Annotated in this window: 27 protein-coding genes and 1 pseudogene; 17 read left to right on the top strand and 11 right to left on the bottom strand. The window is 65.1% G+C overall.

From position 1 onward, the window contains the following. Positions 1 to 161 precede the first annotated feature (161 nt). On the top strand, positions 162 to 2,063 hold the full coding sequence (locus CV102_RS02695) for a 2-oxoacid:acceptor oxidoreductase subunit alpha (RefSeq protein ID WP_148856295.1): 1,902 nt from the start codon (positions 162 to 164) through the stop codon (positions 2,061 to 2,063). A 2-nt stretch (positions 2,064 to 2,065) separates the two neighbouring features. Beyond that, on the top strand, positions 2,066 to 3,001 hold the full coding sequence (locus CV102_RS02700; protein WP_148856296.1) for a thiamine pyrophosphate-dependent enzyme: 936 nt from the start codon (positions 2,066 to 2,068) through the stop codon (positions 2,999 to 3,001). A 49-nt stretch (positions 3,002 to 3,050) separates the two neighbouring features. On the opposite strand, the gene CV102_RS02705 is transcribed toward CV102_RS02700, so the two are convergent. Further along, positions 3,051 to 3,365, bottom strand: coding sequence for a hypothetical protein (locus CV102_RS02705; protein WP_148856297.1), 315 nt, complete (start codon positions 3,363 to 3,365; stop codon positions 3,051 to 3,053). A gap of 153 nt (positions 3,366 to 3,518) precedes the next feature. Between CV102_RS02705 and lrpA1 the strand changes: the two genes are divergently transcribed. The 5 genes from lrpA1 to CV102_RS02730 all read left to right on the top strand — a co-directional run bounded on the left by lrpA1 (position 3,519) and on the right by CV102_RS02730 (position 7,029). Beyond that, a complete protein-coding gene (lrpA1, locus tag CV102_RS02710) occupies positions 3,519 to 3,947 on the top strand; it encodes an HTH-type transcriptional regulator LrpA1 (protein WP_148856298.1) in 429 nt (142 codons plus the stop codon). Between the two features lie 149 nt (positions 3,948 to 4,096). After that, positions 4,097 to 4,774, top strand: a complete 678-nt coding sequence (locus tag CV102_RS02715; protein WP_267903111.1) for an HAD family hydrolase — start codon at positions 4,097 to 4,099, stop codon at positions 4,772 to 4,774. Positions 4,775 to 4,829: 55 nt separating this feature from the next. After that, positions 4,830 to 5,309: an SRPBCC family protein gene (locus CV102_RS02720; RefSeq protein WP_148856299.1), complete on the top strand. Its 480-nt coding sequence runs from the start codon at positions 4,830 to 4,832 to the stop codon at positions 5,307 to 5,309. 45 nt (positions 5,310 to 5,354) lie between these two features. Continuing rightward, entirely contained in the window at positions 5,355 to 5,975 is a 621-nt protein-coding gene (locus tag CV102_RS02725) for a nitrous oxide reductase accessory protein NosL (protein ID WP_148856300.1), read from the top strand. A gap of 157 nt (positions 5,976 to 6,132) precedes the next feature. After that, the gene (locus tag CV102_RS02730) at positions 6,133 to 7,029 is read left to right on the top strand and encodes a DMT family transporter (protein WP_148856301.1); all 897 of its coding nucleotides are present in this window, start codon (positions 6,133 to 6,135) and stop codon (positions 7,027 to 7,029) included. A gap of 18 nt (positions 7,030 to 7,047) precedes the next feature. On the opposite strand, the gene CV102_RS02735 is transcribed toward CV102_RS02730, so the two are convergent. The 3 genes and pseudogenes from CV102_RS02735 to CV102_RS02745 all read right to left on the bottom strand — a co-directional run bounded on the left by CV102_RS02735 (position 7,048) and on the right by CV102_RS02745 (position 8,489). Next, a complete protein-coding gene (locus tag CV102_RS02735; protein ID WP_187432853.1) occupies positions 7,048 to 7,278 on the bottom strand; it encodes a hypothetical protein in 231 nt (76 codons plus the stop codon). 48 nt (positions 7,279 to 7,326) lie between these two features. Next, positions 7,327 to 7,707, bottom strand: a pseudogene (locus tag CV102_RS02740) (3-keto-5-aminohexanoate cleavage protein); the annotation flags it as partial. Between the two features lie 89 nt (positions 7,708 to 7,796). Continuing rightward, a complete protein-coding gene (locus CV102_RS02745) occupies positions 7,797 to 8,489 on the bottom strand; it encodes a hypothetical protein (RefSeq protein WP_148856302.1) in 693 nt (230 codons plus the stop codon). A gap of 286 nt (positions 8,490 to 8,775) precedes the next feature. On the opposite strand from CV102_RS02745, the gene CV102_RS02750 reads away from it, so the two are divergent. The 3 genes from CV102_RS02750 (at position 8,776) to CV102_RS02760 (ending at position 12,062) form a co-directional block, all read left to right on the top strand. Continuing rightward, on the top strand, positions 8,776 to 9,741 hold the full coding sequence (locus CV102_RS02750; protein ID WP_148856303.1) for a ring-cleaving dioxygenase: 966 nt from the start codon (positions 8,776 to 8,778) through the stop codon (positions 9,739 to 9,741). Positions 9,742 to 9,801: 60 nt separating this feature from the next. After that, positions 9,802 to 10,725, top strand: a complete 924-nt coding sequence (locus CV102_RS02755) for a 2-dehydropantoate 2-reductase (RefSeq protein WP_148856304.1) — start codon at positions 9,802 to 9,804, stop codon at positions 10,723 to 10,725. A 110-nt stretch (positions 10,726 to 10,835) separates the two neighbouring features. Beyond that, positions 10,836 to 12,062, top strand: a complete 1,227-nt coding sequence (locus tag CV102_RS02760) for an iron-containing alcohol dehydrogenase family protein (protein ID WP_148856305.1) — start codon at positions 10,836 to 10,838, stop codon at positions 12,060 to 12,062. A 4-nt stretch (positions 12,063 to 12,066) separates the two neighbouring features. Here CV102_RS02760 and CV102_RS02765 read toward each other — a convergent pair whose 3' ends face one another. The 6 genes from CV102_RS02765 to CV102_RS02795 form a co-directional block, all read right to left on the bottom strand. Next, a complete protein-coding gene (locus CV102_RS02765) occupies positions 12,067 to 12,468 on the bottom strand; it encodes a hypothetical protein (protein WP_148856306.1) in 402 nt (133 codons plus the stop codon). An 85-nt stretch (positions 12,469 to 12,553) separates the two neighbouring features. Further along, the gene (locus CV102_RS02770) at positions 12,554 to 13,933 is read right to left on the bottom strand and encodes an HD domain-containing protein (RefSeq protein ID WP_148856307.1); all 1,380 of its coding nucleotides are present in this window, start codon (positions 13,931 to 13,933) and stop codon (positions 12,554 to 12,556) included. Positions 13,934 to 14,070: 137 nt separating this feature from the next. Continuing rightward, positions 14,071 to 14,811 (bottom strand): 7-cyano-7-deazaguanine synthase QueC, encoded by a 741-nt coding sequence (gene queC, locus CV102_RS02775; protein ID WP_148856308.1) that lies wholly within the window; start codon positions 14,809 to 14,811, stop codon positions 14,071 to 14,073. 35 nt (positions 14,812 to 14,846) lie between these two features. After that, positions 14,847 to 15,632, bottom strand: a complete 786-nt coding sequence (locus tag CV102_RS02780; protein ID WP_148856309.1) for a 7-carboxy-7-deazaguanine synthase QueE — start codon at positions 15,630 to 15,632, stop codon at positions 14,847 to 14,849. Between the two features lies 1 nt (position 15,633). Continuing rightward, positions 15,634 to 16,098, bottom strand: a complete 465-nt coding sequence (locus tag CV102_RS02785) for a 6-pyruvoyl trahydropterin synthase family protein (RefSeq protein ID WP_148856310.1) — start codon at positions 16,096 to 16,098, stop codon at positions 15,634 to 15,636. A 315-nt stretch (positions 16,099 to 16,413) separates the two neighbouring features. Continuing rightward, entirely contained in the window at positions 16,414 to 16,770 is a 357-nt protein-coding gene (locus CV102_RS02795; RefSeq protein WP_148856311.1) for a winged helix-turn-helix domain-containing protein, read from the bottom strand. Positions 16,771 to 16,915: 145 nt separating this feature from the next. Here CV102_RS02795 and CV102_RS02800 point away from each other — a divergent pair, with 145 nt between their 5' ends. Then, positions 16,916 to 17,602: a competence/damage-inducible protein A gene (locus CV102_RS02800; RefSeq protein ID WP_148856312.1), complete on the top strand. Its 687-nt coding sequence runs from the start codon at positions 16,916 to 16,918 to the stop codon at positions 17,600 to 17,602. 8 nt (positions 17,603 to 17,610) lie between these two features. On the opposite strand, the gene CV102_RS26965 is transcribed toward CV102_RS02800, so the two are convergent. Next, positions 17,611 to 17,736: a hypothetical protein gene (locus CV102_RS26965; protein ID WP_267903112.1), complete on the bottom strand. Its 126-nt coding sequence runs from the start codon at positions 17,734 to 17,736 to the stop codon at positions 17,611 to 17,613. A gap of 97 nt (positions 17,737 to 17,833) precedes the next feature. On the opposite strand from CV102_RS26965, the gene CV102_RS02805 reads away from it, so the two are divergent. The 6 genes from CV102_RS02805 (at position 17,834) to CV102_RS02830 (ending at position 22,064) form a co-directional block, all read left to right on the top strand. Continuing rightward, positions 17,834 to 18,952 (top strand): ATP-NAD kinase family protein, encoded by a 1,119-nt coding sequence (locus tag CV102_RS02805; protein ID WP_148856313.1) that lies wholly within the window; start codon positions 17,834 to 17,836, stop codon positions 18,950 to 18,952. A 101-nt stretch (positions 18,953 to 19,053) separates the two neighbouring features. Then, positions 19,054 to 20,085 (top strand): phosphate signaling complex PhoU family protein, encoded by a 1,032-nt coding sequence (locus CV102_RS02810; RefSeq protein WP_148856314.1) that lies wholly within the window; start codon positions 19,054 to 19,056, stop codon positions 20,083 to 20,085. Positions 20,086 to 20,184: 99 nt separating this feature from the next. Continuing rightward, positions 20,185 to 20,370 (top strand): DUF7525 family protein, encoded by a 186-nt coding sequence (locus CV102_RS02815; RefSeq protein ID WP_148856315.1) that lies wholly within the window; start codon positions 20,185 to 20,187, stop codon positions 20,368 to 20,370. A 134-nt stretch (positions 20,371 to 20,504) separates the two neighbouring features. Then, positions 20,505 to 20,729, top strand: coding sequence for a DUF7123 family protein (locus CV102_RS02820; RefSeq protein WP_148856316.1), 225 nt, complete (start codon positions 20,505 to 20,507; stop codon positions 20,727 to 20,729). A 58-nt stretch (positions 20,730 to 20,787) separates the two neighbouring features. Then, positions 20,788 to 21,222: an SRPBCC family protein gene (locus tag CV102_RS02825; protein ID WP_148856317.1), complete on the top strand. Its 435-nt coding sequence runs from the start codon at positions 20,788 to 20,790 to the stop codon at positions 21,220 to 21,222. Further along, positions 21,219 to 22,064 (top strand): carbon-nitrogen family hydrolase, encoded by an 846-nt coding sequence (locus CV102_RS02830; protein ID WP_148856318.1) that lies wholly within the window; start codon positions 21,219 to 21,221, stop codon positions 22,062 to 22,064. The genes CV102_RS02825 and CV102_RS02830 overlap by 4 nt, the downstream gene beginning before the upstream one ends. The last annotated feature ends 373 nt before the right edge of the window (positions 22,065 to 22,437 follow it).

The raw sequence follows: 22,437 nt of genomic DNA on the forward strand, positions 1-22,437 counted from the left end.
GATGATAGATCGTTATTTTTGTAAACAAACTATAAGTGTGGCGGGAATAAAATGGATGATTGCTCATTCTTCACGATAGATGCATGGCAATCTATAGCAAAGGCTTTAGGCACGGTGAGACGAAATTTTGGATACCGCTGGCCAACTGGCCACTGATTTCAATGAGCGACGAAGAACTCATCTGGCGAGTCTCAGGCGGTTCCGGAGACGGAATCGACTCGACGAGTCAGAACTTCGCGAAGGCGCTGATGCGCTCGGGGCTCCACGTATTCACACACCGCCATTATCCATCGCGGATTCGCGGCGGCCACACGTACGTCGAGATTCGAGCGGCAGGCCACGAGGTACAGTCACGGGGCGACGGGTACAACTTCCTCCTCGCACTGGGGGACTCCTTTGCCCGCAACCCGCAAGAAGAAGCCTACTACGGCAACGAGGAGATCAAGCCGCTGTCGGAGAACCTCGACGAACTCCGAGAGGGCGGCGTCATCGTCTACGACGAGGGTCTCCTCAGCGAGGACGACGTCGCAGAGCTCGACCTCGAGGAGCGTGCCGAGGAGAACAACTGGCACGTCTACCCGGTCGACCTCCGCGGCCTCGCCAAGGAGCACGGCCGCGAGGTCATGCGCAACACCGCCGGCGTCGGCATCACCGCTGGACTGCTCGACATGGAACTCGAGCACATCGAGGACCTGATGTCCGATGCGATGGGCGGAGACGTTCTCGAGTCCAACCTCGAGATTCTCCACGAGGCCTACGAGATGGTCGGTGACGAGATCGAGGCCGAACACGATCTCCGCGCCCCGACGGGCGAACACGACACCGAGCAGGCGCTGCTGTCCGGATCGAACGCGATCGCCTACGGCGCGATCGACGGTGGCTGTCGGTTCATCGCCGGCTACCCGATGACGCCGTGGACGGACGTGTTCACCATCCTCAGCCAGAACTTCCCGGACATGGGTGGCGTCTCCGAGCAGGTCGAAGACGAGATCGCCGCCGCCGCGCTCGCCGTCGGTGCGAGCCACGCCGGTGCGAAGGCCATGTCCGGATCGTCCGGCGGTGGCTTCGCGCTGATGAGCGAGCCGCTCGGTCTCGCCGAGATGACCGAGACGCCGCTCGTCCTGGTCGAATCGATGCGTGCCGGACCCTCGACGGGGATGCCGACGAAGCCCGAGCAGGCCGACCTCGAGTTCGTCCTCTACACGAGTCAGGGCGACTCCTCGCGCGTCGTCTTCGCGCCCGGAAACATCGAAGAGGCATACGAACAGACGCGTCTGGCGTTCCACATCGCCTGGGAGTACCAGATTCCCACGATCATCATCTACGACCAGAAGCTGTCGGGTGAGAACAAGAACGTCGACGTCGAGTTCTTCGACCGCGAGCCCGAACCGGGTCTCGGTTCGACGCTCACCGAAGACGAACTCGCGGAGGCCGCACACGACAACTCTGGGAAGTTCAAGCGCTTCCAGCACGAGAGCGAGAACGGCGTCAGCCCGCGCTCGCTGCCCGGCCAGAAGGGCGGTCGCTACCTCGCGACCGGTAACGAACACAGCCCCGTCGGCCACATCAGCGAGGACCCCGACAACCGGGTCTACCAGATGGAGCGCCGCATGCAGAAACTCGAGTCCATCCGGACGGAACTCGAGGAGGAACACGAGTCCAACCAGACCTACTTCGGCGAGGAAGACGCCGAGTACGGCATCATCACGTGGGGCTCGAGCCAGGGTGCCGTCGAGGAAGCCGTCGGGCGCCTGAACGAGCAGGGCCACTCCGTAAAGGGTCTCAGCGTCTCCGACATGATGCCGTTCGCCGAGACCGAAGTGACGGAATTCCTCGAGAGCGTCGACGAGGCGATGGTCGTCGAGATGAACGCCACCGCCCAGTTCCGCGGCCTGATCCAGAAGGAACTCGGCCGCTTCGGCGAGAAGATGACGAGCCTGCTGAAGTACAACGGGAACCCGTTCGAACCCGCCGAGGTCGTCGAGGGCTACGAGGTCAACGTCGCCGACGAGGACCGCGAACCGACCGCACAGGTACGAATCGAACCCGCTGCAGGTGACTAACCATGAGTGCATTCAACGCAATCGGTGAAGAACGAGAGATCGACCGGGACGAGTTCACTCCCGGCGTCGAACCGCAGCCGACCTGGTGTCCTGGCTGTGGCGACTTCGGCGTCCTGAAGTCGCTGAAGCAGGCGCTTCCGGAGGTCGGCAAGAACCCGGAAGAGGTGCTGACCGTCACCGGGATCGGCTGTTCGGGCAAGCTGAACAGCTATCTGGACACGTACGGCTTCCACACGATTCACGGCCGTTCGCTGCCCGTGGCCCGCGCCGCGAAACTCGCGAACCCCGAGGTCGAAGTGATCGCGGCCGGCGGCGACGGTGACGGCTACGGGATCGGTGGGAACCACTTCATCCACACGGCCCGGGAGAACCACGATATGACCTATATCGTGTTCAACAACGAGATCTTCGGGCTGACGAAGGGACAGACCTCCCCGACCAGCCCCAAGGGACACAAGTCGAAGACCCAGCCCTCCGGCAGCGCGAAGTCGCCGCTTCGCCCGCTGTCGATGGCGCTGAACGCCGGCGCGACGTACATCGCGCGCACGGCCGCCGTCAACCCGAACCAGGCCAAAGAGATCATCAAGGAAGCGATCGAGCACGACGGCTTCGCACACATCGACTTCCTGACCCAGTGTCCGACCTGGAACAAGGACGCGCGTCAGTACGTCCCGTACGTCGACGTTCAGGAGTCCGACGACTACGACTTCGACGTCCACGACCGGGAGGAAGCCGCGCAGATGATGCGCGAGACCGAGGACGTCCTCAACGAGGGCACCGTCCTCACCGGTCGGTACTACGTCGACGACGAGAGCCCCTCCTACTCCCAGGAGAAGAAGGCCGTCGGCGAGATGCCGGAGCAGCCGATCGCCGAGCGCTACTTCGACGAGGACAGCGAGTGGGAGCGCAGCTACGACCTGCTCGACCGTCACAAGTAACCTCGCGGACGTTCTGACCCATTCTGCGTCTTTTTATCGCGCCAAAGCGCTACTCGCTGTAGCCGACGCCTCGAGCGAACAGCTTCGAGACGTAGCTCAACACGAGCAGCGTGACGACTAGCGCGCCGAGTGCGTACGGCTGGAAGCCGTAGATCATCTCACGGATCGCGTAGCCGACGACCAGCAGTCCCATGAGCAACGCCGTCCCGCCGGCCCAGCGGGAGACGTACGCCGGATCGACCGACTCGTCGTAGTTGGAGTGGAGGTCCGCGCGCCCCCGAAACGCGATGAGATAGCCCAGGTAGCAGATTGCGAGCCCGCAGAGCAGCCAGACGCCGCCGCTGATGAGGTTGTAGTCGACCATGCCGTTTCTCGAACGTGTGGTCAGGGCCCGAATAAGTCCGCCGGTCGGGGTCGACGCGGCAGCCGGAACCCCCGAGCAACACCGCCTTCGGTCACGTGAGTCGACGTTTTCGGATACAAAAGATCTTTTTCCGTCCGAGTAAAACTACACAGTATGAGTACACAGGCGACGGAAGATCGCATCCTCGCAGTTCTCGAGGAGGACGCCCAGGCGTCCTACGCCGATATTGCCGATCGCGCGGGGGTTTCGAAGCCGACGGTTCGAAAGTATATCAACCAACTCGAGGAGGAAGGGGTCATCGTCGGCTACTCGGCCGACGTCGACCCGAAGAAGCTCTCGAGCCAGACCATCGCGCTGGTCGGTCTCGACGTGGCGAGCGAACGCTACGTCGAGGCGACGAAGGCGATCAAGGAACTCGAGGAGGTCGAGGCGCTGTACAGTTCGAGCGGCGACCACATGCTGATGGCCGAGGTCCGGGCCGAAGACGGCGACGCGCTCGGCGAGATCATCGCCGACGAACTGCTCGAGATCGAGGGGGTCACCGCGGCACACCCGTCTTTCCTGCAGGAGCGTCTGAAGTAACGATCGCCGACTGCACACGGCGCCGAACCGTCCGTCGCTCGTAAACTGGGAATTTCGTTCTCACCCGCTCGTCCCGCCGGCTCCGAGAGATCCACCGGATCCGCCGGATCCATACCGTGCCGGAGCGTACGCGGACGAGAGGAACAATCGTGACGAGTCGACCTGACGCGATTCTGTTCGACATGGACGGCGTGATTCTCGAGGGACCGGGTACTCCCCTGTCGGTCTACAACCGTGCGGCCGACACGGCGATCGACGCGCTCGGACTCGAGCCGACGGAGCGACAGCGCCGAGATCTTCGCGACCACGGCTACGAGAACGTCGAGTCGGCCTGTTCGTCACTTGGCGTCGACCCGACGGAGTTCTGGCGTCGAAAGGAGGAGCAGGCGTCTCGGCTCGCGGCCGACCGGATCCGCTCCGGCGAGCGGGGCATCTACGAGGATGTCGAGGCGCTCCGGACCCTCGGCGAGCGAGCGACACTCGCACTCGTGAGCAACAACCGCCACGAGACCGCCGAATTCGTCGCCGACCACCTCCCGGCGTCGTTCGCGGCCGCCAGGGGACGCGACCCGACGGCGGCGGGTTGGCGGCGGCGCAAGCCGAAACCGGACTACCTCCTCGAGACGCTCGCGGAACTCGACGTCGACGGCGGGCTGTACGTCGGCGACCGCGAGACGGACGTGATCGCGGCCGAAGAAGCGGGCCTCGAGGCGGCGTACCTTCGGCGCCCGCACAACGCGGACGAACCGCTTCCCGCGGGGGCGACGTACGAACTCGAGAGTCTCTCCGAACTCGCGGGAATCCTCGACGGACGTCACGAGGAGTAACCGACGACCCGACGACGGCCTCGAGTTTTTCCCCGCGGCCGCCGTACCGACGTCCATGCCGTCGTACGAACGCGAACTGCGAGTCGAAGCGCCGCTCGAGGAGGTCTGGGACTTCCACTCTCGCGTCTCCGGCCTCGAGGCCCTGACGCCGGGGTGGATGGGGCTACGCGTCGAGTCGATCGTCGGTCCGGACGGCGAGCCGGATCCCGGGATCCTCGAGGCCGGCTCGGAACTGACGCTCTCAACTCGTCCGTTCGGCGTCGGCCCCCGCCAGCGCTGGACGTCGGTTATCACGGAGCGCGAGCGAGCCGACGGCACAGCGTACTTCCGTGACGAGATGGTCCGCGGCCCGTTCGATCGCTGGATTCACACACACGCCTTCTACGCCGACGGCGACGAGACGCTGCTTCGGGATCACGTCGAGTACGAACTCCCGCTGGGCGTGCTCAACGCGGCGGCGACGCCGTTTTCCCGGGTCGGATTCGAAGCCATGTTTCGGAAGCGACATCAGCTGACGCGGGCCCAGCTCGAGTGAGCGAATCGCGGTCGTTTTGGTCGCGGCGACGGTAGATCGAACAGCATGAGTCCACACGATCGGCGACCGCTCGCCCGGCGCCGGCTTCTGGGCGCGATCGGCGCGGGGGCCTGCGTCGGCGTCGCGGGCTGTATCGGCGGCAACGGCGATGGCGACGGCAATGGTGGCGACGAGAGCGAGGACGACGAGGAGGGAGACCACCCGAACGAACCGCATCTCACCGAGCCAGGTGACGACCCTCTCGAGTTCAGCCAGGACCAGAGCTGCGTCGTCTGTGCCATGACGCCGACGGACTACCCCGACTGGCACAGCCAGCTCGTCCACGAGACCGAGGAGCGAGCGATCTTCTGTTCGCCGGGCTGTATGAGCGCCTATCTGGCCGCGCCGGCGGTCGACTCGGAAATCGTCGGCGCCTGGACGGTCGACTTCGAGACCGGCGAGTTGATCGACGCCACCGAGGCGTACTTCGTGATCGTCACCGACGACAGCGACGTCGACGAGGTGATGAGCCTCAACCCCCGCCCGTTCGCGGAGCGGGACGACGCGGTCGCGTACCTCGACGAGTGGGATTCCGAGGAACTCACCGAGGACGACATCGTCGAGTTCGAGGAGATCGACGCCGACATCGCGTCGATCTATCGAGAGGGACGGTTCCCAGAGGAGTAGTGCTCCGCCGGGTGTCGTCGCCGTCGGTTTCTCCGACTCGCCGGCTACCGAGGGCGTTGTGAGTCACTTTTCACCCGTTTCGTCTCGAGAAAGTGCCACCCGTCGGATCGTTCGGTTATCGGAAGGCGTTTGTTCCAATCACGTATTGTGACACGACGTGAAGGCGTCCGATCTCGAGGTCACGCCCCTGGCCGCCCTCGCGTTCGCGGTGTTCGCCGCCAGCACCAGCGCCATCCTGGTGCGCTGGAGTACGGCCCCGAGTTCGGTCGCAGCGTTTTACCGAGTGCTGTTTACGACGGCGATCGTCGCACCGATCGCCCTGATGCGGTATCGCGAGGAGTTCGCTCGTCTCTCCGGGCGGGACCTCGGCTTCGCGGTCGTCGCCGGTGTCGCGCTCGCGGTGCACTTCGCCGCCTGGTTCGAGAGCCTGAACCACACGAGCGTCGCCGCCAGCGTCACCCTCGTCCAGACCCAGCCGATCTTCGTCGCGCTCGGTGCGGCGCTCGTTCTCGGTGAGTACGTCAATCGCGAGGCGGTCATCGGTATCGCGATCGCGATCGTTGGCGCGGCCGCGATGTCGTTCGGCGGCGCCGGAGAGGCCCCCGTCTCGGACGCGACGATGTACGGCAACGCCCTCGCGCTGCTCGGGGCGATCACCGTCGCCGGCTACGTCCTGGCCGGGCGGTCGATCCGCCAGCGAGTCTCGCTGTTTCCCTACGTGACGGTCGTCTACACCGCCTGCGCGCTCACCCTGTTCGTCCTCGTCGGTGCGCAGGGCCACGACTACGTCGCCTATCCGACCCGCGAGTGGCTGCTCTTTCTCGGGATGGCCGTCGGCCCCGGCGTCTTCGGCCACACCGTCGTCAACTGGGTCCTGAAACACCTCGAGTCGGTCGTGGTGAGCGTCACCTGGCTGGGCGAACCCGTCGGCGCGACGCTGCTCGCGCTCTTCTTGCTCGCGGAGGTGCCGGACGCGGTCACGGTGGTCGGCGGCTGCGTCGTCCTCGCCGGGATCTACGTCACGACGATCGAGCGGGAACGACGGCAAAGCTGACGGGCAACGATGCTCGAGTCAGTCCTCGAGCGTCTCGAGGTACGCCCGCCCGTCGTCGGTGATCGCGTAGACACCTCCTGCGATCTGGCGAACGTGGCCGTCGGACTGGAGTTCGTAACACCGCTGGGTTATCGTCATCGGATGCGTTTCGAACTCGCTCGCCAGTGACGCCATCTCGACCGACCCTCGTTCGGCAAGCATCGCTAACAGCGCCTGATCCGAGCAGCCATTCATGTGTGATAATACCATGCACGGCAATCGGATACATAGCGGTTTCGCTACCCGGGCGAGTGAGGATCAAATATCGAGGATCGTCCGAGTCTGTGCGGGCGTCGCGACCTCGCGGCCGAGTTCCTCCGCGAGCCGGACGATCCGCTCGACCAGTTGGGCGTTACTCTCGGCGAGTTCGCCGCGACGGTAGTAGACGTTGTCCTCGAGCCCGACGCGCACGTGACCGCCGAGGAGGACCCCCATCGTCGCGAACGGAAGCTGGTGCCGATCGAAGCCGAGCGTGTTGAACAGCGTGCCGTCGGGGAGGTTATCGATCGCGGTCAGGAAGTTCCGGGGCCTGGGCGGCGTGAGCGTTCCCGGCCCGAAGGTGAGCGTGGCGTAGACGGGGTCGACGAGGTCGCGGGGCTTGAGCAGACCGTGGACCTCGTTCAGGTGGCCGTCGTTGGACGACCGCTCCCCCTCCAAAAGCCCTGATCGACGACGCTGTGCGAGGTCTTCGTAAACAGTGCGAGCGAAGTCGTTCTAGCAAAAATAATTCACGCTGGTGCTGCGGTCGGCGGCACGACTTCAGGCGTCTCCGTTCGGAGGTAGTGGCCGACGAGCACGATCGCGGCACAGAGCGGGAGGATGGCGATCATGCTGGCGATCAGTCCGACTCCCAGCGCGAAGCCGACCGGTCCCGCGAGCAGCGTGGCCGGGAGGACCGCGATCAGCAGTGCCGCGAAGGGCCGCGACACGATCGACGCTCGCAGGAGCGCGATGCCCATGAGGAACGTGCCGAGGTTGATGCCGACCATGAGGCCGAGGCCGATACCGATGTTCGCGGGCGTGACGATCCCGATCGCGCCGACGGCCGGTGCGGCGGTCGCGAAGAGGAATCCGACCGCGGCCATCCCTGATCCGATCGCGGCGAGAAGGGTGCCGGCGCGTAGGAGACGTCCCCCCGCCCCGGAGAGTCGAACGTGCAGCGCCGCGAAGCCGACGAAGACGAGGGTCCACGCGATCAGCAGCGAGCCCTCGCTGGCGTAGTACCAGGAGGTGCCGACGCCGTCTACCGGATCGGTCCCGTGGAGCGTAAGGAACCCGAGCAGTTCCAGCACCGTTGTGATCGTAAAGTACGCGAACAGGAGGGTCCCGCCGGCGATTGCGGCGAGCCCAGCAGCGCGTACTCGCTGTGACGTCCACCAGCCGGCCGCCGCTCCGTCGTATTGCGTAGTGTGTGTTGACATTGTCACTCCGATTGTCGATGTAGAGATCGAGAATCACTAGTATCTACGCGTAATAGTTGGATCAACACGACACCTGATGAGTCAGGCTTGGTCAGACACTACTGATCGATCCCAAACACCCTGTCTCCCGTATGAATTATTCGCGGCTAATTTTCACGTAACGAATCACTCGACGCAGACTCGCAGACAGTTCGACACTGAGAAACACCCTCCCGATAACGTTCGTGTCACCCCGTGACGCCGGGGTGAGCGAAGCGTCCTAAGGACGGAGACCGTACCACCGGTAATGGCACCCGACACACCAGGGCTACACCACGTGACGGCCATCGCGGGCGATCCACAGCGGAACGCCGACTTCTACGTCGGCACGCTCGGCCTCCGCTTCGTCAAGAAGACCGTCAACCACGACGATCCCGGAACCTATCACTTCTACTTCGGCGACGAGGAAGGGACGCCCGGGACGAACATCACCTTCTTTCCGTGGGCCGACGGCGGTCGTTCCGGACAGTTCGGCGCGGGACAGACGAAGACGACCGCCTACCGCGTCCCGCCGGAGTCGGTCGACTACTGGCTCGAGCGACTCGAGTCGAACGGGATCGACGTCGAGCGCGAGGAGCGCTTCGGCGAGACCGTCCTCCGCTTTACCGACCCGGACGGAATCGGGCTCGAACTGATCGCAGCCGACGGCGAGTCGGACGCGACGCCGTGGGATGGGGGCCCGGTCCCGACCGACCACCAGCTCCGAGGGTTCCACAGCGTAACGCTCGCGCTCGAGTCGGTCGACGCGACGGCCGACGTGCTGACCGAGGTGCTGGGATACGAACTCGAGGCCGAGACCGAAGACGGCGGCCGGCGTCGATACCGCAGCGCAGCCGGCGGACCGGGATCGATCGTCGACCTGGTCGAGAGCGACGCCGGTCGCGGCCGGATGGGCGTCGGGACGGTCCACCACGTCGCGTTCGAGGCCCAGAGCGTCGAAGAACAGCAGGAGTGGCGCGAGGCCTTCGCCGATCACGGGCTCTCGCCGACGGAAGTGATCGACCGGACGTACTTCCAGTCGATCTACGTGCGCGAACCCGGCGGCGTCCTCTTCGAGATGGCGACGATAGAGCCGGGGTTCACGGCCGACGAAGACGTCGAGGAACTCGGTTCCAGCCTCGCGCTGCCGGAGTGGCTCGAGGACGAGCGCGAGCGGATCGAAGCGCAGTTGTCGCCGTTCGAGGGGCCGAGCGTCGAGTCGAGCGGCGACTGAATCGACGCCGACCGATACCGACCCCACAATCGCTTTTGTCCGTGCTGTCCTACGGAGAGTATGAAATTCGCCGTGTTCGGTGCCGGCGGCGTCGGCGGCTACCTCGGCGGTCGCCTCGCCGACGCGGGCCACGACGTCCACCTCGTCGCGAGGGGTGACCACCTCGAGGCGCTCCGGTCCGACGGACTGCGCGTCGAGAGCGTCGCCGGCGATACGACGGTCGATCCCCCGGCAACGGACGATCCAGCCGATATCGGCGCGTGCGACTACGTGCTGTTCTGCGTGAAATCGTACGATACGCGGGAGGCCGCCGCGGACCTCGATCCGCTGATCGGCGCGAACACCGCCGTCGTCTCCTTCCAGAACGGCGTCGACAACGAGCGCTGGCTGGCCGACGAGGTCGGCGCGGACCACGTCGTCGGCGGCGTGGCATACATCTTCTCGACCATCGCCGAACCGGGTACCGTCGAGCACACCGGCGGTCCGGCCCGGTTCGTCTACGGCGAACTCGACGGACGACGGACGGACCGAATCGAGGCGCTCGACGACGCGCTGTCGGCCAGCGAGGGGATCGACGCGGTTCTCGCGGACGACATCGACGTCGAGCGCTGGCGGAAGTTCGCGTTCATCTGCGCGCAGGCGGGGATGACCGCCGCGACGAGAGTTCCGCTCGGCGAACTCCGCGAGACCGACGCGTCCTGGACGATGTACCGACGCATCATGGAGGAGGTCTGCGCCGTCGGGCGTGCGGAAGGCGTCGAACTCCCCGAGGACACCGTCGACGAGTGGCTCGCGTTCGCGTCCGATCTCGATCCGGAGATGACCTCCTCGCTCCACTACGACCTGACCCACGGCAAGCGACTGGAACTGGACGGGCTCCACGGCTCCGTCGTTCGACACGCGAGCGACGTCGGCGCCGACGTTCCGATGAACGAGGCCGTTCACGCGATCCTGCGCCCCTGGGCCGTGCGAAACGAGCGGTAGTGCGGCGTGGAAGGGCCGAATCGTCCCGCCGTCCGCCGAACGGTCCGCGCGAACCCGAACGGATCGCCGCTGTGTTCCCCTTTAACACCGATCCGCTCGTACGGCCGTCTATGTCTACGTCCGATTCGAGCGACCGCCTCGCGTCGTTCCGATTCGAGTACCACCCGGGAACGATCAGGTTCGGCGCGGACTGCGTCGGCGACCTCGAGACCGAACTCGAGCGACTGGGACTCGAGCGCGCGCTCGTCGTCTGTGGCTCCACGGTCGGGAGTACGCCCGAGGTGATCGACCGGGTCACGGACGGCCTCGGAGACCGGCTGGCCGGCGTCTTCGACGAAACGACGCCCGACAAACGGCTTGGGACGGCGTTCGACGGGCTCGACCGGCTCGAGGAGGAAGCTGCGGACGTCGTCGTCAGTCTCGGCGGCGGAAGCAGTCTCGACGTCGCGAAAGTCGTCAGCGTCCTCGCCGCGAGCGACCGTTCGCGCATGCAGGTCGCCGAGGAGTTCGCCGAGACGGGGACGATCACCGTCCCCGACGAAGGGCTGATGCCGATCGTCGCGATTCCGACGACGCTGGCCGGCGCCGACCTCTCGATGGGTGCGGGGATCACCGCCGCTCCCGACTCGGGGCTGGTCGACGACGAACTCGGCGGCGGCGTCTCCGACCCCGGGTTGATGCCGGCGGCGGCGTTCTACGACCCCGAACTGGTCGCGACGACGCCGGAGTCGGTCCTCGCGGGGTCGGCGATGAACGGCTTCGACAAGGGGATCGAGACGATCTACGCCGCCAACGCGACGCCGGTGACGGACGCAACGGCCAGACACGGCCTCGAGAAACTCGAGGACGGGTTCCGCGCGTTTGGGCGAGGAGACCGCGACCGCGAGGTGTTCGAGACGCTGCTCGAGGGGGTCGTGCTGGTCCAGTACGGAATCTCCCGTCCCGACGAATCGACGCTCTCGATCGTTCACGCCTTCGGCCACGGGCTGCGGGACGCCTACGACCTCCAGCAGGGCGTCGCCCACGCGGTCGTCGTCCCGCACGTCCTTCGGTACCTCTTCGAGCAGGAGGACGTCGACGCGCGGGCGGGAGTCCTCGCGAACGCGCTGGGCGTCAGCGAGGCCGCTGACCACGGCGCCGCGGTCGTCGATCGCGTCGCGGAACTCCGCGACGACCTCGGACTCCCGTTCCGGCTGCGGGACCTCGAGCCCGTCGAGGACGACGAGTTCGCCGACGTTGCGGAGGCGATCCTGGCGGACGGCTTCATGGCGAACGCGCCGCCGGGACTCGATCCGACGGTCGAGGAGATCGAGGGCGTGCTCGAAGAGGCGTGGTAGCCCGCTACTGGGGGTCGATCGCCGCCGGCGGCTCGGCGCCGCGTCGCGGCGGTTCTATTCCCTCGTGCAGCGGCGAGACGAATCTGAGCGCGTAGAGTCCGAGCACCGTCGTGGCCGCGGCGAGGACGAAGAGAACGGTGGGTGTAGGGAGGTGGACGACCTCGAGCAGTCGCTGCCGATAGTAGGCGGCGTACGCGAACCCGCAACAGACGCCAAGAGAGACCGCGAGCCAGCTCTCACCGAGGGCGAGGCCGCCGAGATCGCCGGACGCGAACCAGGCGAACGCTGGAAGTCCGACGAGAAGCGCGAGGAACTCTCCGTTGCGTCCGTCCGGACGGGCCCACCCGTCGTCGTCGTGGAACCACTCGAGCGGCGAGCGAACCGTCTGTCGTCGGTTCGACGCCACTGAAGTTGAGTGTTTCCCGCGTCGACAGTTCGGACCGGAACCTCACCGATATCGCGACGGTCGGGGTGACACGGTCCCCTTTCGACTACCGTCCTCCGTGTTCCGCGTAGAAGCGATCGACGAGCCACTCCGTCGCGGCAGTCTTGTTCCCTTCGGGGACGTAGACGAACGGAATCGGGGCGTCGAACGCGCGCTCCCCGTACAGTCCCCAGTCCCCCGCCGACCGCGTCGTCCCGCCGTACGCGATGGGGATGTCCTTCAGCTCCCCCGGCTCGTATTCGGGGACGTACGAGCGCTCGATCCACACCTCGTGGACGGGCAGGTCGAGCCGATCGGCGAGTGCCTCCTCCAGTCGGACGTCGTTGGAGACGAGCCACTGGCCGAACGCGTCGAGATCGGCGTCGATGCGGTCCGCGTACGCGATGCGGTGCTTCCAGCACGTCTTCGGGAACCGGCGCTGGCGAAACCGGTCGTGAAGCGACGCGAGCGTCGTTTCGGGGTTGTCCCGCGCGGCGACGCGAAGTCGCTCCATCACCGTGTTGTCGTCGACGTACCCTTCGAGGATTCCATCTAGCGTCACCGGGGGTTCTCCCGTCACGGCCGCCAGTTCTTCGACGAGTTCCCGCAGGAGGACGTTCGCGTACACCGACTTGTGGTGCTGGGTGACCCACATGTACAGCGCGATCCGCCCCTCCAGGTAGTTGCCGAGCGTCGACAGCGCCTTCTCCGAGAGCGCGAGTCCCTCCTCCGGGTGTGCGGTGTAGGAGTCGACCATACGGTCCGTATCGAAACTCAGCACGTCCGCACCCGTCATCTGGTTGTCCCGCGTGATGTAGTCGAGTCGGTCGACGTCGATAGGTGAGTGGAGGAGTTGCGCGCCCAACCCGTGTTGCCACGGTCCACCGCGTTCGTAGACGAGGCTGTAACCGAGGACGTACGCACACACCTCCTCGGGATCGACGCCCAGCGTCTCGAGGTTCGCTCCGAAGTCCCGGAGAACGAGCAGACAGCCCAGCAGCTCGTGATCGTTCGCCCGTCGGAGCGGCCTCTCGCCCACCCCGGCGTCGCGGAACGCCGCGTCCAGCCCGTGATCGGCGAGTCGGCCGCGGATCTCGCCCCTGTCGAGGAACGGCTCGCAGATGTGCGAGAACGGCGGATGACCGACGTCGTGGAGCAGGCAGGCACACTCGAGCGTCCGCTGGATCTCCTCGAGCGTCTCGTTCGGCGTATCGCGCACGAAGTACGGCTCCTCGCGCAGGTTTTCGAACACGGTGCGACCGAGGTGGTAGACCCCCAGACTGTGCTCGAAGCGCGTGTGATTCGCGCCGGGGTAGACGAGGTTTGTCGCGGAGAGCTGGCGCACGTATCGGAGCCGCTGGAACGCCGGCTGGTCGACGATCCCTTCGACCAGCGGGTCCGGAAGCTCGACGTAGCCATGCACCGGGTCCTTGATCTGCGTGGCCATCTGGTTATGATAAAACGCGTTCGAGGAGGTCTCAGTCTTTCGATTCGTGCGGTCGGACCGTCGTCTCCGAGCGCGTCTCGAACGGCTACCCGTTCAACTCGAGAGTCGAACGCGACGGGATCGGCGTCGAACTACTGTTACGGCTCCGACTCGTCCTCGAGGTACGACGGCCGCTGTTCGTACTCGATCGGATCGCGAACGTCTAATCGCTGGAACGCCTGCAGGCGGTAGGCACAGGCGTCGCAGGTGCCGCAGGCGGGCTCGTTCTCCCGGTAGCAGCTCCAGGTGTGTTCGTAAGGGACCTCGAGTTCGACGCCTCGCTCCGCGATGTCGGTCTTCGACCACTCGACGAACGGCGCCTCGGTCGTAATCTCGGTTTCGGGTTTCGTGCCGACGTCGATCACGGTCTCGAACGCCTCGAAGAACTCGGGTCGGCAGTCGGGGTACCCCGAGAAGTCCTCGCTGTGGGCGCCGATGAACACCGCCTCGCAGTCGTTGGCCTCGGCGTAGGAGGTCGCCATCGCGAGCAGGTTCGCGTTCCGGAACGGGACGTACGACGAGGGGATCTCGTCGCTCTTCATGTCGGCGTCCTCGACGGCCATTTCGTCGTCGGTCAGGCTCGAGGCGCCGATCGCCGAGAGATGGCCCGTCTCGATCTGCAGAAAGTCGGCCGCGTCGAACTCGTCGGCGAGCCGGCGCGCGCACTCGAGTTCGCGGTCCTCGGTCCGCTGGCCGTAGGAGGTGTGCAGCGCGTAGATCTCGTAGCCGCGGTCGAGCGCCTCGTAGGCGGCGGTCGCGCTGTCCATGCCGCCGGAGAGGAGGACGACGGCGCGTTTCGCGGTCGATTCGTCGGTCTCGGTCGTGGTGTCGTCGGTCATGGTCTCGGTGTCGCGGATGGTGTCGGTGTCGCGGATTACGTTTCGGGCGCGTCGTTCCAGAGGTCGACGTGTAACCGGGGCGTGTACCGAAAGCCGTGTTCCATCGCGAGGTCGGCGACCCGGCTACGGGTCTCCGCGAGTCGGTCGCGGGTCGCTCCCTCGGGCATCAGGAGGACGTCGTCGTCACGGATCGGGACGCTCGAGACGTCTCGAAGATCGTCGAGCAACTCGAGAATTTCGGGCATATCGTCCGCGTCGGTGACGACGAATTTTAACTGAAACTCGTAGTCCTCGACGAGGCGGGCGAGCGCCTCGAGGTCGATTCGGTCGTTCTCGTGGCTCTCGGCCCACTCTCCGTTCCCTTTAGGGTCTCGTTCCGACGTCGGCGTGCTGCTCTCGAGTTTCGGGCTGATCGAGGCGAGGTCGATCGGCGCGTCGCGGTAGATCGTCCCGTTGGTCTCGACGGTGGTGTGGTAGCCCCGGTCGTCGAGTGCCTCGAGGAGGTCGACGCTTCCGTCGTGGAGCATCGGCTCGCCGCCGGTGAGGACGACGTGGTCGGCCCGCTCGTGGGACTCGACCTCCGCGACGATCTCCTCGAGATCCATCCAGGCGTGGGTGGGTTCCCAGGAGGTGTGGTAGGAGTCGCAGAACCAGCACCGGAGGTTACAGCCGCTCGTGCGCACGAACACCGACGGGACGCCGGCGAGCGTTCCCTCGCCCTGCAGCGAGTAGAACAGTTCGTTGATCGGGAGGCCGTCGGCCGACGCACTCTCCTGGTCTGCGTCGCCAGTCTCGCGGTCGACCGAGTCGGAAACCGGCATCTCAGAACTGACTCCCCCCGCAGAGTTCGCTCGTCTCGTTGACCTGGACGGCGACGTCGGTCACGGTGTCCGGCAGGGTGTCCTCGAGTTTCCGCTCGAGGAGGACGCTCATCACCTCGGCCGTCGGTGGCTGCTCGAGAACGACGATGCCGTCGTCGTCACCGGCCTCCTCGAAGGCCTCGACGAGCGGATCACCCTGCTCGAGGAGGAACACGTGATCCCACTCTGAGATCACGTCGGTAATATCGCCCTTGTCGGCGACCCACCCCTCTTCGGTGAGTTCGCCCTCGAGGGTGACGGCGATCTCGTAGTTGTGACCGTGCGGTCGGGAACACTTTCCGTCGTGGTGGAGGAGACGGTGGCCGGTACTGATCCGGATCGGCCGGTCCCGGCCGACGTGGAGGGTGCGGCTGGTCCCGACGACGGCGTCGGCGGGTTCCTCGCGGGCGGCGAGCTCCTTGGTCATACCTGGATATTCGCTGGGGAATACTTAACTCTGGTCGATCCGGACCGCAGGGCACGTCGAGAGGTCGACCGGCGGCCGGCGCTCTCGCGACAGTCGGTCGTCCGGAATCGCAGAAAAGCGAACGTGTACCCGGCCGTGATCGAACCAGCGCGTGTCGACGGAGTAGCGCTCTCCGCCTGGAATCCGCCGGCGGATTCGGTGCCGTTCGTCCTGTCGGAGAGACTATTCGAAGATCGGTCGCTCGAACACGGGCGTCACCAGCGGTGACGGCCGGAATTTCACGACCGACTTCTCACTGGCTTCTCTCCGACAGTATCAGCCTTCGAGTTGGTCCTGGATCCTGTTTTTCGCCTCGGTCCGCCGTTTCTGTGAGAACGTCGGTTCGTCGGCCGAGAAGTTCACCCCGACTTCGTCGACGGTTCGCCGGTAGATGTTCGTTCGGCGTCCCTCCTCCGAGAGCTGTCGTCCCTCGCAGGTCAACAGACCCGCGTCGACGAGTTCCTCGATCCGCCGATAGCAGGTGGCGATGGGAATCTCGATATCCTTGCTCAACGTCTGTGCCGACTTCGGGGTGCCTGCCGCACAGAGAATTTCCGCGCTGTACTTGTTGCCGAGTGCCGTGAGGACCGCCGTCGAATCCGACTGGTCCTGTGCCGTCCAGCCACGAGACATAGTTCCACTATAACTAGTTATCAAAATTGAATCTTTCGATTATCTTGAGTATCTTTTTTATTTGAATATCAGAAGTACAGTAATATCGGCTGGCCGGCGATCGACGGGGCGGGACGCATTTGAATCGTCGAGTCGAACGATCGGTATGAACGTCGCGGTCGTAACGGTCGGAGACGAACTGCTTGCCGGACGAACGACGAACACCAACGCCACGTGGCTCTGCGAGCGACTCGCCGAGCGTGGCGCGACGGTCGAACGCGTGACGACCGTTCCGGACCGCGTCGCGGATATCGCACGGGTCGTCAACGAGTACCGCGCCGAGTACGACGCCGTCGTGGTCACGGGAGGACTCGGTCCGACCCACGACGACGTTACGATGGCCGGAATCGCCGCCGCGTTCGGCCGGTCGCTCGAGACACACGACGCCGCGCTCGAGTGGCTCGAAAACCACGGCTACTCGCGCTCGGACCTGACGGACGGAACGGCCAAGTTACCGGCCGGTGCACGGGCGCTACACAACGAGGAGGGCGTCGCACCCGGCGCGGCGCTCGATAGCGTCTACGTCCTGCCGGGCGTGCCGGCGGAGATGCGAGCGATGTTCGAGACGATCGCACCCGAGTTTACTGGCGCGAAAACCTACCGGGAGACGGTCGTCGCAGACGAACCCGAGAGTGCGCTGCTCGATCGGTTCGACGAGTTACACGACCGGTTCGACGTCTCGGTCGGGAGCTATCCTGGCGAGTCGGTCAGGGTCGAAATCGTAAGCGCGGACGAAGCGACGGCTGCGGAAGCCGCAGCGTGGCTCCGCGAACGGGTCGACGAACCGTCGTAACCGACCGACTATCTGTAGAGGTAAGCCAGCCAGACGATCGCAACCAGCAGACTCACGAGCAGCGTTCCCCAGCCGGCGATACCCATCGGCAGCGCCGTTTCTGTCTCGAGCACGACGGCGGTCAGTTCGTTCATACTCCGCGATCGGTTCCCTGCCCTCTTAGTTTTTCAGAAAGCCTGTCGATCGGTGCAAAGCCACACGGATTTAGCGTCGGCTGTCGAACCGTCCGACATGGATTCCATCGGCGTCGTCGTCAATCCGATCGCTGGGATGGGTGGACGGGTCGGATTGAAGGGGACTGACGACAAGGTCGAGGAGGCGCGTCGACGCGGTGCGGAGCCGCGAGCACCCGAGCGAGCGCGAACGGCACTCGCGTCGTTGCACCGGCGGACGCCCGACCTCACGGTCTACACGGCGGCTGGCGTAATGGGGGAGGACGCGGCTCGAGATGCCGGCTACGAACCCGAGGTCGTCTACGATCCCTGGACGGAGGCCGGAAACGAATCGGCGGCGGCGCCGCCGACGGATCCCGCGGCGGCGGAAACGACCGCGGAGGACACGCAGGCCGCCGTTCGAGCGTTTCTCGAGCACAGTGTCGACCTGATCCTCTTCGTCGGCGGCGACGGAACGGCGGTCGACGTCGCAGCGGTGATCGAGGAGCACGACGAGGAGACGCCGATGCTCGGGGTGCCGGCCGGCGTCAAAATTTACTCCTCGGTCTTCGCGGTGACGCCGAGGGACGCCGGCTACGTCGCCGCCGAGTTCGACCGCGTCGAGGCTCGCGAGGTCAACGACATCGACGAGGAGGCGTACCGCGAGGGCGAGGTTCGCACCGAACTGCAGGCGGTCGTCCCGGTGCCGGTCGCGCCGGACGTCCAGTCGGGAAAACAGGTCTCGAGTGGCAACGTCGACTCGCTGGCCGCCGGATTCGCTCGCGAGGTCGAGTCTGATCGAACCTACGTCTTCGGCCCCGGCGGAACCGTCGGGGCGATCGAGAGGGAACTCGGGATTGATCCCTCGCCGCTCGGCGTCGACGTCTGGCGCGACGGCGACCTTCTCGCCCGGGACGCCGCGGAGTCAGAGATTCTCGAGGTCCTCGAGGATCCGGTCACGATCGTGGTCTCGCCGATCGGCGGGCAGGGCTTCGTCTTCGGCCGCGGGAACCACCAGATCTCGCCGCAGGTCATCGAACGAGCCGACGAGATTGAGGTCGTCGCTTCGGGCGAGAAACTCGACGACATCAGTGCGTTGCGAGTGGATACCGACGACGACGAGGTCGACGAGTCGCTTCGCGGCTGGATGCAGGTCCGGACGGGCCGGTTCACGACGCGACTCGTCAAAGTCATCTAGGATCGGTTCGCATCTCCGTGTAGCTTCAAGCATATTAGTATCGATCGGAATATACTGTGTGTATAGTCAGGATTAAGGTCGGCTCCAGCGTACGCCAGTCCATGGAAACGCGGAAAGTGCAACGACTCGGTCCGTCGACGCTCGCGATGACCCTCCCCGCAGAGTGGGCATCCGAGCACGGCGTCGAGAAGGGCGACGAAGTGACGATTCGAACCAGCGGGAAGGGCACTCTGACGGTGATGCCCGAATCCGCAAACACCGAAGAGACGGAGGCGATCATCCACGTCGATAACCTCGACGCCGCCGCCGTCGAGCGTGCTATCGTCGCCCAGTACGTCCTCGGGCGGCGCGTCATCCGGATCCAGCGCGAGGACGGCGCCCTCGACTCGGACCACATCAACGCGGTCTACCAGGCCGAGACGCAGTTGATGGGACTGGGCGTGATCGAGGAGACGCCCGAGAGCATCTCGATCCGCTGTTCGGTCGATCCCGAGGACTTCACGCTCGACAACCTGCTCGAGCGCCTCGAGCGGACCGGCCGGACGATGCGCGGCGAGGCGATCAAGGCACTGGCCCACGGCAACCCCGATCTGGCCCAGCGGGCACTCAACCGCGAGCGCCAGGCGAACAAGATCTTCGTCCTCCTGCTGCGTCTGATCTTTACGGCCTACCAGAACCCGAACCTCGCGCGGGCGGTCGGCCTGAACAGCGGCTTCCCGCTGATCGGCTACCGTTCGATCGCGAAGAACCTCGAGCTGACGGCCGACAACGCCGAGGACATCGCGGACATCGTCATGGAGATCGAAGGCCACACTCTGGACGTCGACAGCTCGATCATGCGCGACATCCGCGAACTGAACGAGGTCGTCGACGAGATCACGTCCCTCGCCGTCGAAGCGGCCGTCGAGCGGGATTACGACAAGTCGAACGAGGTCAGGTCGCTGTTCCACGAGATCTCCGACCGCGAGCACGAGATCCTCGCCGAACTGCCCGAGATGGCCAACGAGGATCTGCTGCGGGTTCGCGAGGTGCTCGTCAGCCTCCAGCAGACCGCACAGTACGCGATGCGAAACGCCGAGATCTCGGCGAACCTCGCGCTGAACGAGGAGTCCGAGCACACGACGATCAAGTGAGCGGCGGACTCGCGCCACCCTTGCTACCGGGGCGCTGCGCCGTACTGTCGGTTTGCACGAATGGATGCAGTTAAGGGACCCTGCACAGAATCCTCGAGCATGGCTACGCAATCGGAGTCGACGGACAAGGGCCTGGGCCTGGCGCTCGCGCTCGGTGCAGTCGCGACCATCGGTGCACTCTTGATGCTTACCGGCGCGCCGGATATCGAAGCCGCATGGGGATTCGCCGGGGCAATGTTGTTTAGCTCGCTTGCGGTCGTCGGGATCCACCTCTACTGGGACTGACGACCGCTCCTCGTTCTTCACCCGCAACCACACGCCGACCCTCGGTGAACGATACCACGATCCACACCGTCTCAGGTGCGTGGTATTTGCCGTTAAGAGTTAAGACCGACGACGACCTAGAGCAGGTACGGACGATGACCGACTACTCCGACGAAGAGCAGCGTATTCTCTCGTACCTCCGCGAGAGTGCCGCCCGCGGCGAACAGTACTTCCGGGCGAAGAACATCGCGGACGCAATCGGACTCTCGTCGAAACAGGTTGGTGCTCGCCTCCCTCATCTCGCGGAGAAATCCGACGAAGTCGACATCGAAAAGTGGGGTCGGGCCCGCTCGACGACCTGGCGAGTCACCGTCAGCTGAGCAGCCGTTCGTCTCCCGGTCCACGGTCTTTTTACCGGAGAACGACCGAGCTAGTGGCATGACTGTACGTGTCGACCGGTCGTTCGAGGTGCCGGCGCCTCCCGAGCGCGTCTGGGAGTTTATCTCCGATCCGGCGAACCGGGCGCAGGCAATCAGCGTGGTGCAGGAGTACTCCGTCGACGACGTGAACGGTCGTCGCGCGACCTGGCACGTCGAGTTGCCGATCCCTCTCGTTCGGAAAACGATCGCCGTCGAGACGGAAGATATCACTCGCCGCCCGCCCGAGTACGTCAAGTTCACCGGGAACTCGAAAGGGATGACGGTGACGGGCGAGCATACAATCGTCGAAACGGAAGGCGGCAGTCGTCTCGAGAACCACTTCGTCGTCGACGGAAAGCTCCCTGGCGTCGAGAAGTTCTTCAAGCGGAATCTAGACGAGGAACTCGAGAACCTCCACCGGGAACTCGAGCGGGACATTCAGACCACACAATGACCACAGCACAGACCGAATCCGAAGCGGAGACGTTCCGAATCGCACTCGCACAGATCGAGGTCGAGTCCGGTCGGGTCGAGGCGAACGTCGAGCGCGCCCTCGAGGCGATCGACCAGGCCGCAGCCCGCGGCGTGGATCTGGTCGCCCTCCCGGAACTGTTCAACGTCGGCTACTTCGCGTTCGACCTCTACGAGCGCAACGCAGAACCGTTCGCCGGTGAGACGTTCACTCGACTCAGCGAGGCGGCCGCCGAGCACGGTATCGCGGTGCTCGGTGGAACGATCGTCGAGGATCTCGCCGCGACGGAGACGGTCGAGACGCCGGCCGACGAGGGACTGGCCAACACCGCCGCGCTGTTCGACGCGAGCGGCGATCTCCAGCTGGTCTACCGCAAGCACCACCTCTTCGGCTACGAGTCGGCCGAATCGGAGCTCCTCGTTCCCGGCGAGCGACTCGAGACCGCGTCGGTCGGCGGCTTCACCGTCGGCGTAACGACCTGTTACGATCTCCGGTTCCCGGAACTCTACCGTCGGCTGATCGACGCCGGCGCAGATCTACTCCTCGTCCCGAGCGCGTGGCCCTATCCGCGGATCGAACACTGGAAGACGCTTTCGCGCGCTCGAGCGATCGAGAACCAGAGCTACGTCGCGACCGTCAACGGCGCCGGCCACTTCCCCGACGCCGACGCCACGCTACTCGGCCGGTCGACCGTCTACGATCCGTGGGGAGTGACCGTAGCCTCGAGCGGCGACGACCCGGTGCTCGTCACGGCCGACATCGATCCAGCTGCGGTTCGAAGCGTCCGCGAGGAGTTCCCCGCGCTTCGCGACCGACGGCTGTAGGCCGTTTCGAGCGGCGGCGTCGACCGCTGTCTTTTTATCTCGGGACACCATTGAGTCGGATGCCGGTTACAGACGCTTTTCACGTCAGACCGGCACTGCGCGTCGCTCCGGCCGCAACTCGCTCGATTCCCGGGATCGAGCGACCCACTCCCGTCGTCTCGTCTCGGACTGCGTCCCACTCCTTTCGCCACTTCGCTTTCAGTTACCAATAGATAGTAGCACGGTTTCTCTATTCAGATTCTTGTGTGAAACTCGCGTTACGTACAGGGCAACTAGATATCACAGTTCGCATCCGCGAGCGAAGCGAGCGGTTCACCGCCGGAGCGGACGAAGTCCGCGCAGGCGGCCTTTTTCATCGAAGTTTTTGCGCCGA

The organism is Natronococcus pandeyae (genome assembly GCF_008122205.1).
Classification (GTDB): domain Archaea; phylum Halobacteriota; class Halobacteria; order Halobacteriales; family Natrialbaceae; genus Natronococcus; species Natronococcus pandeyae.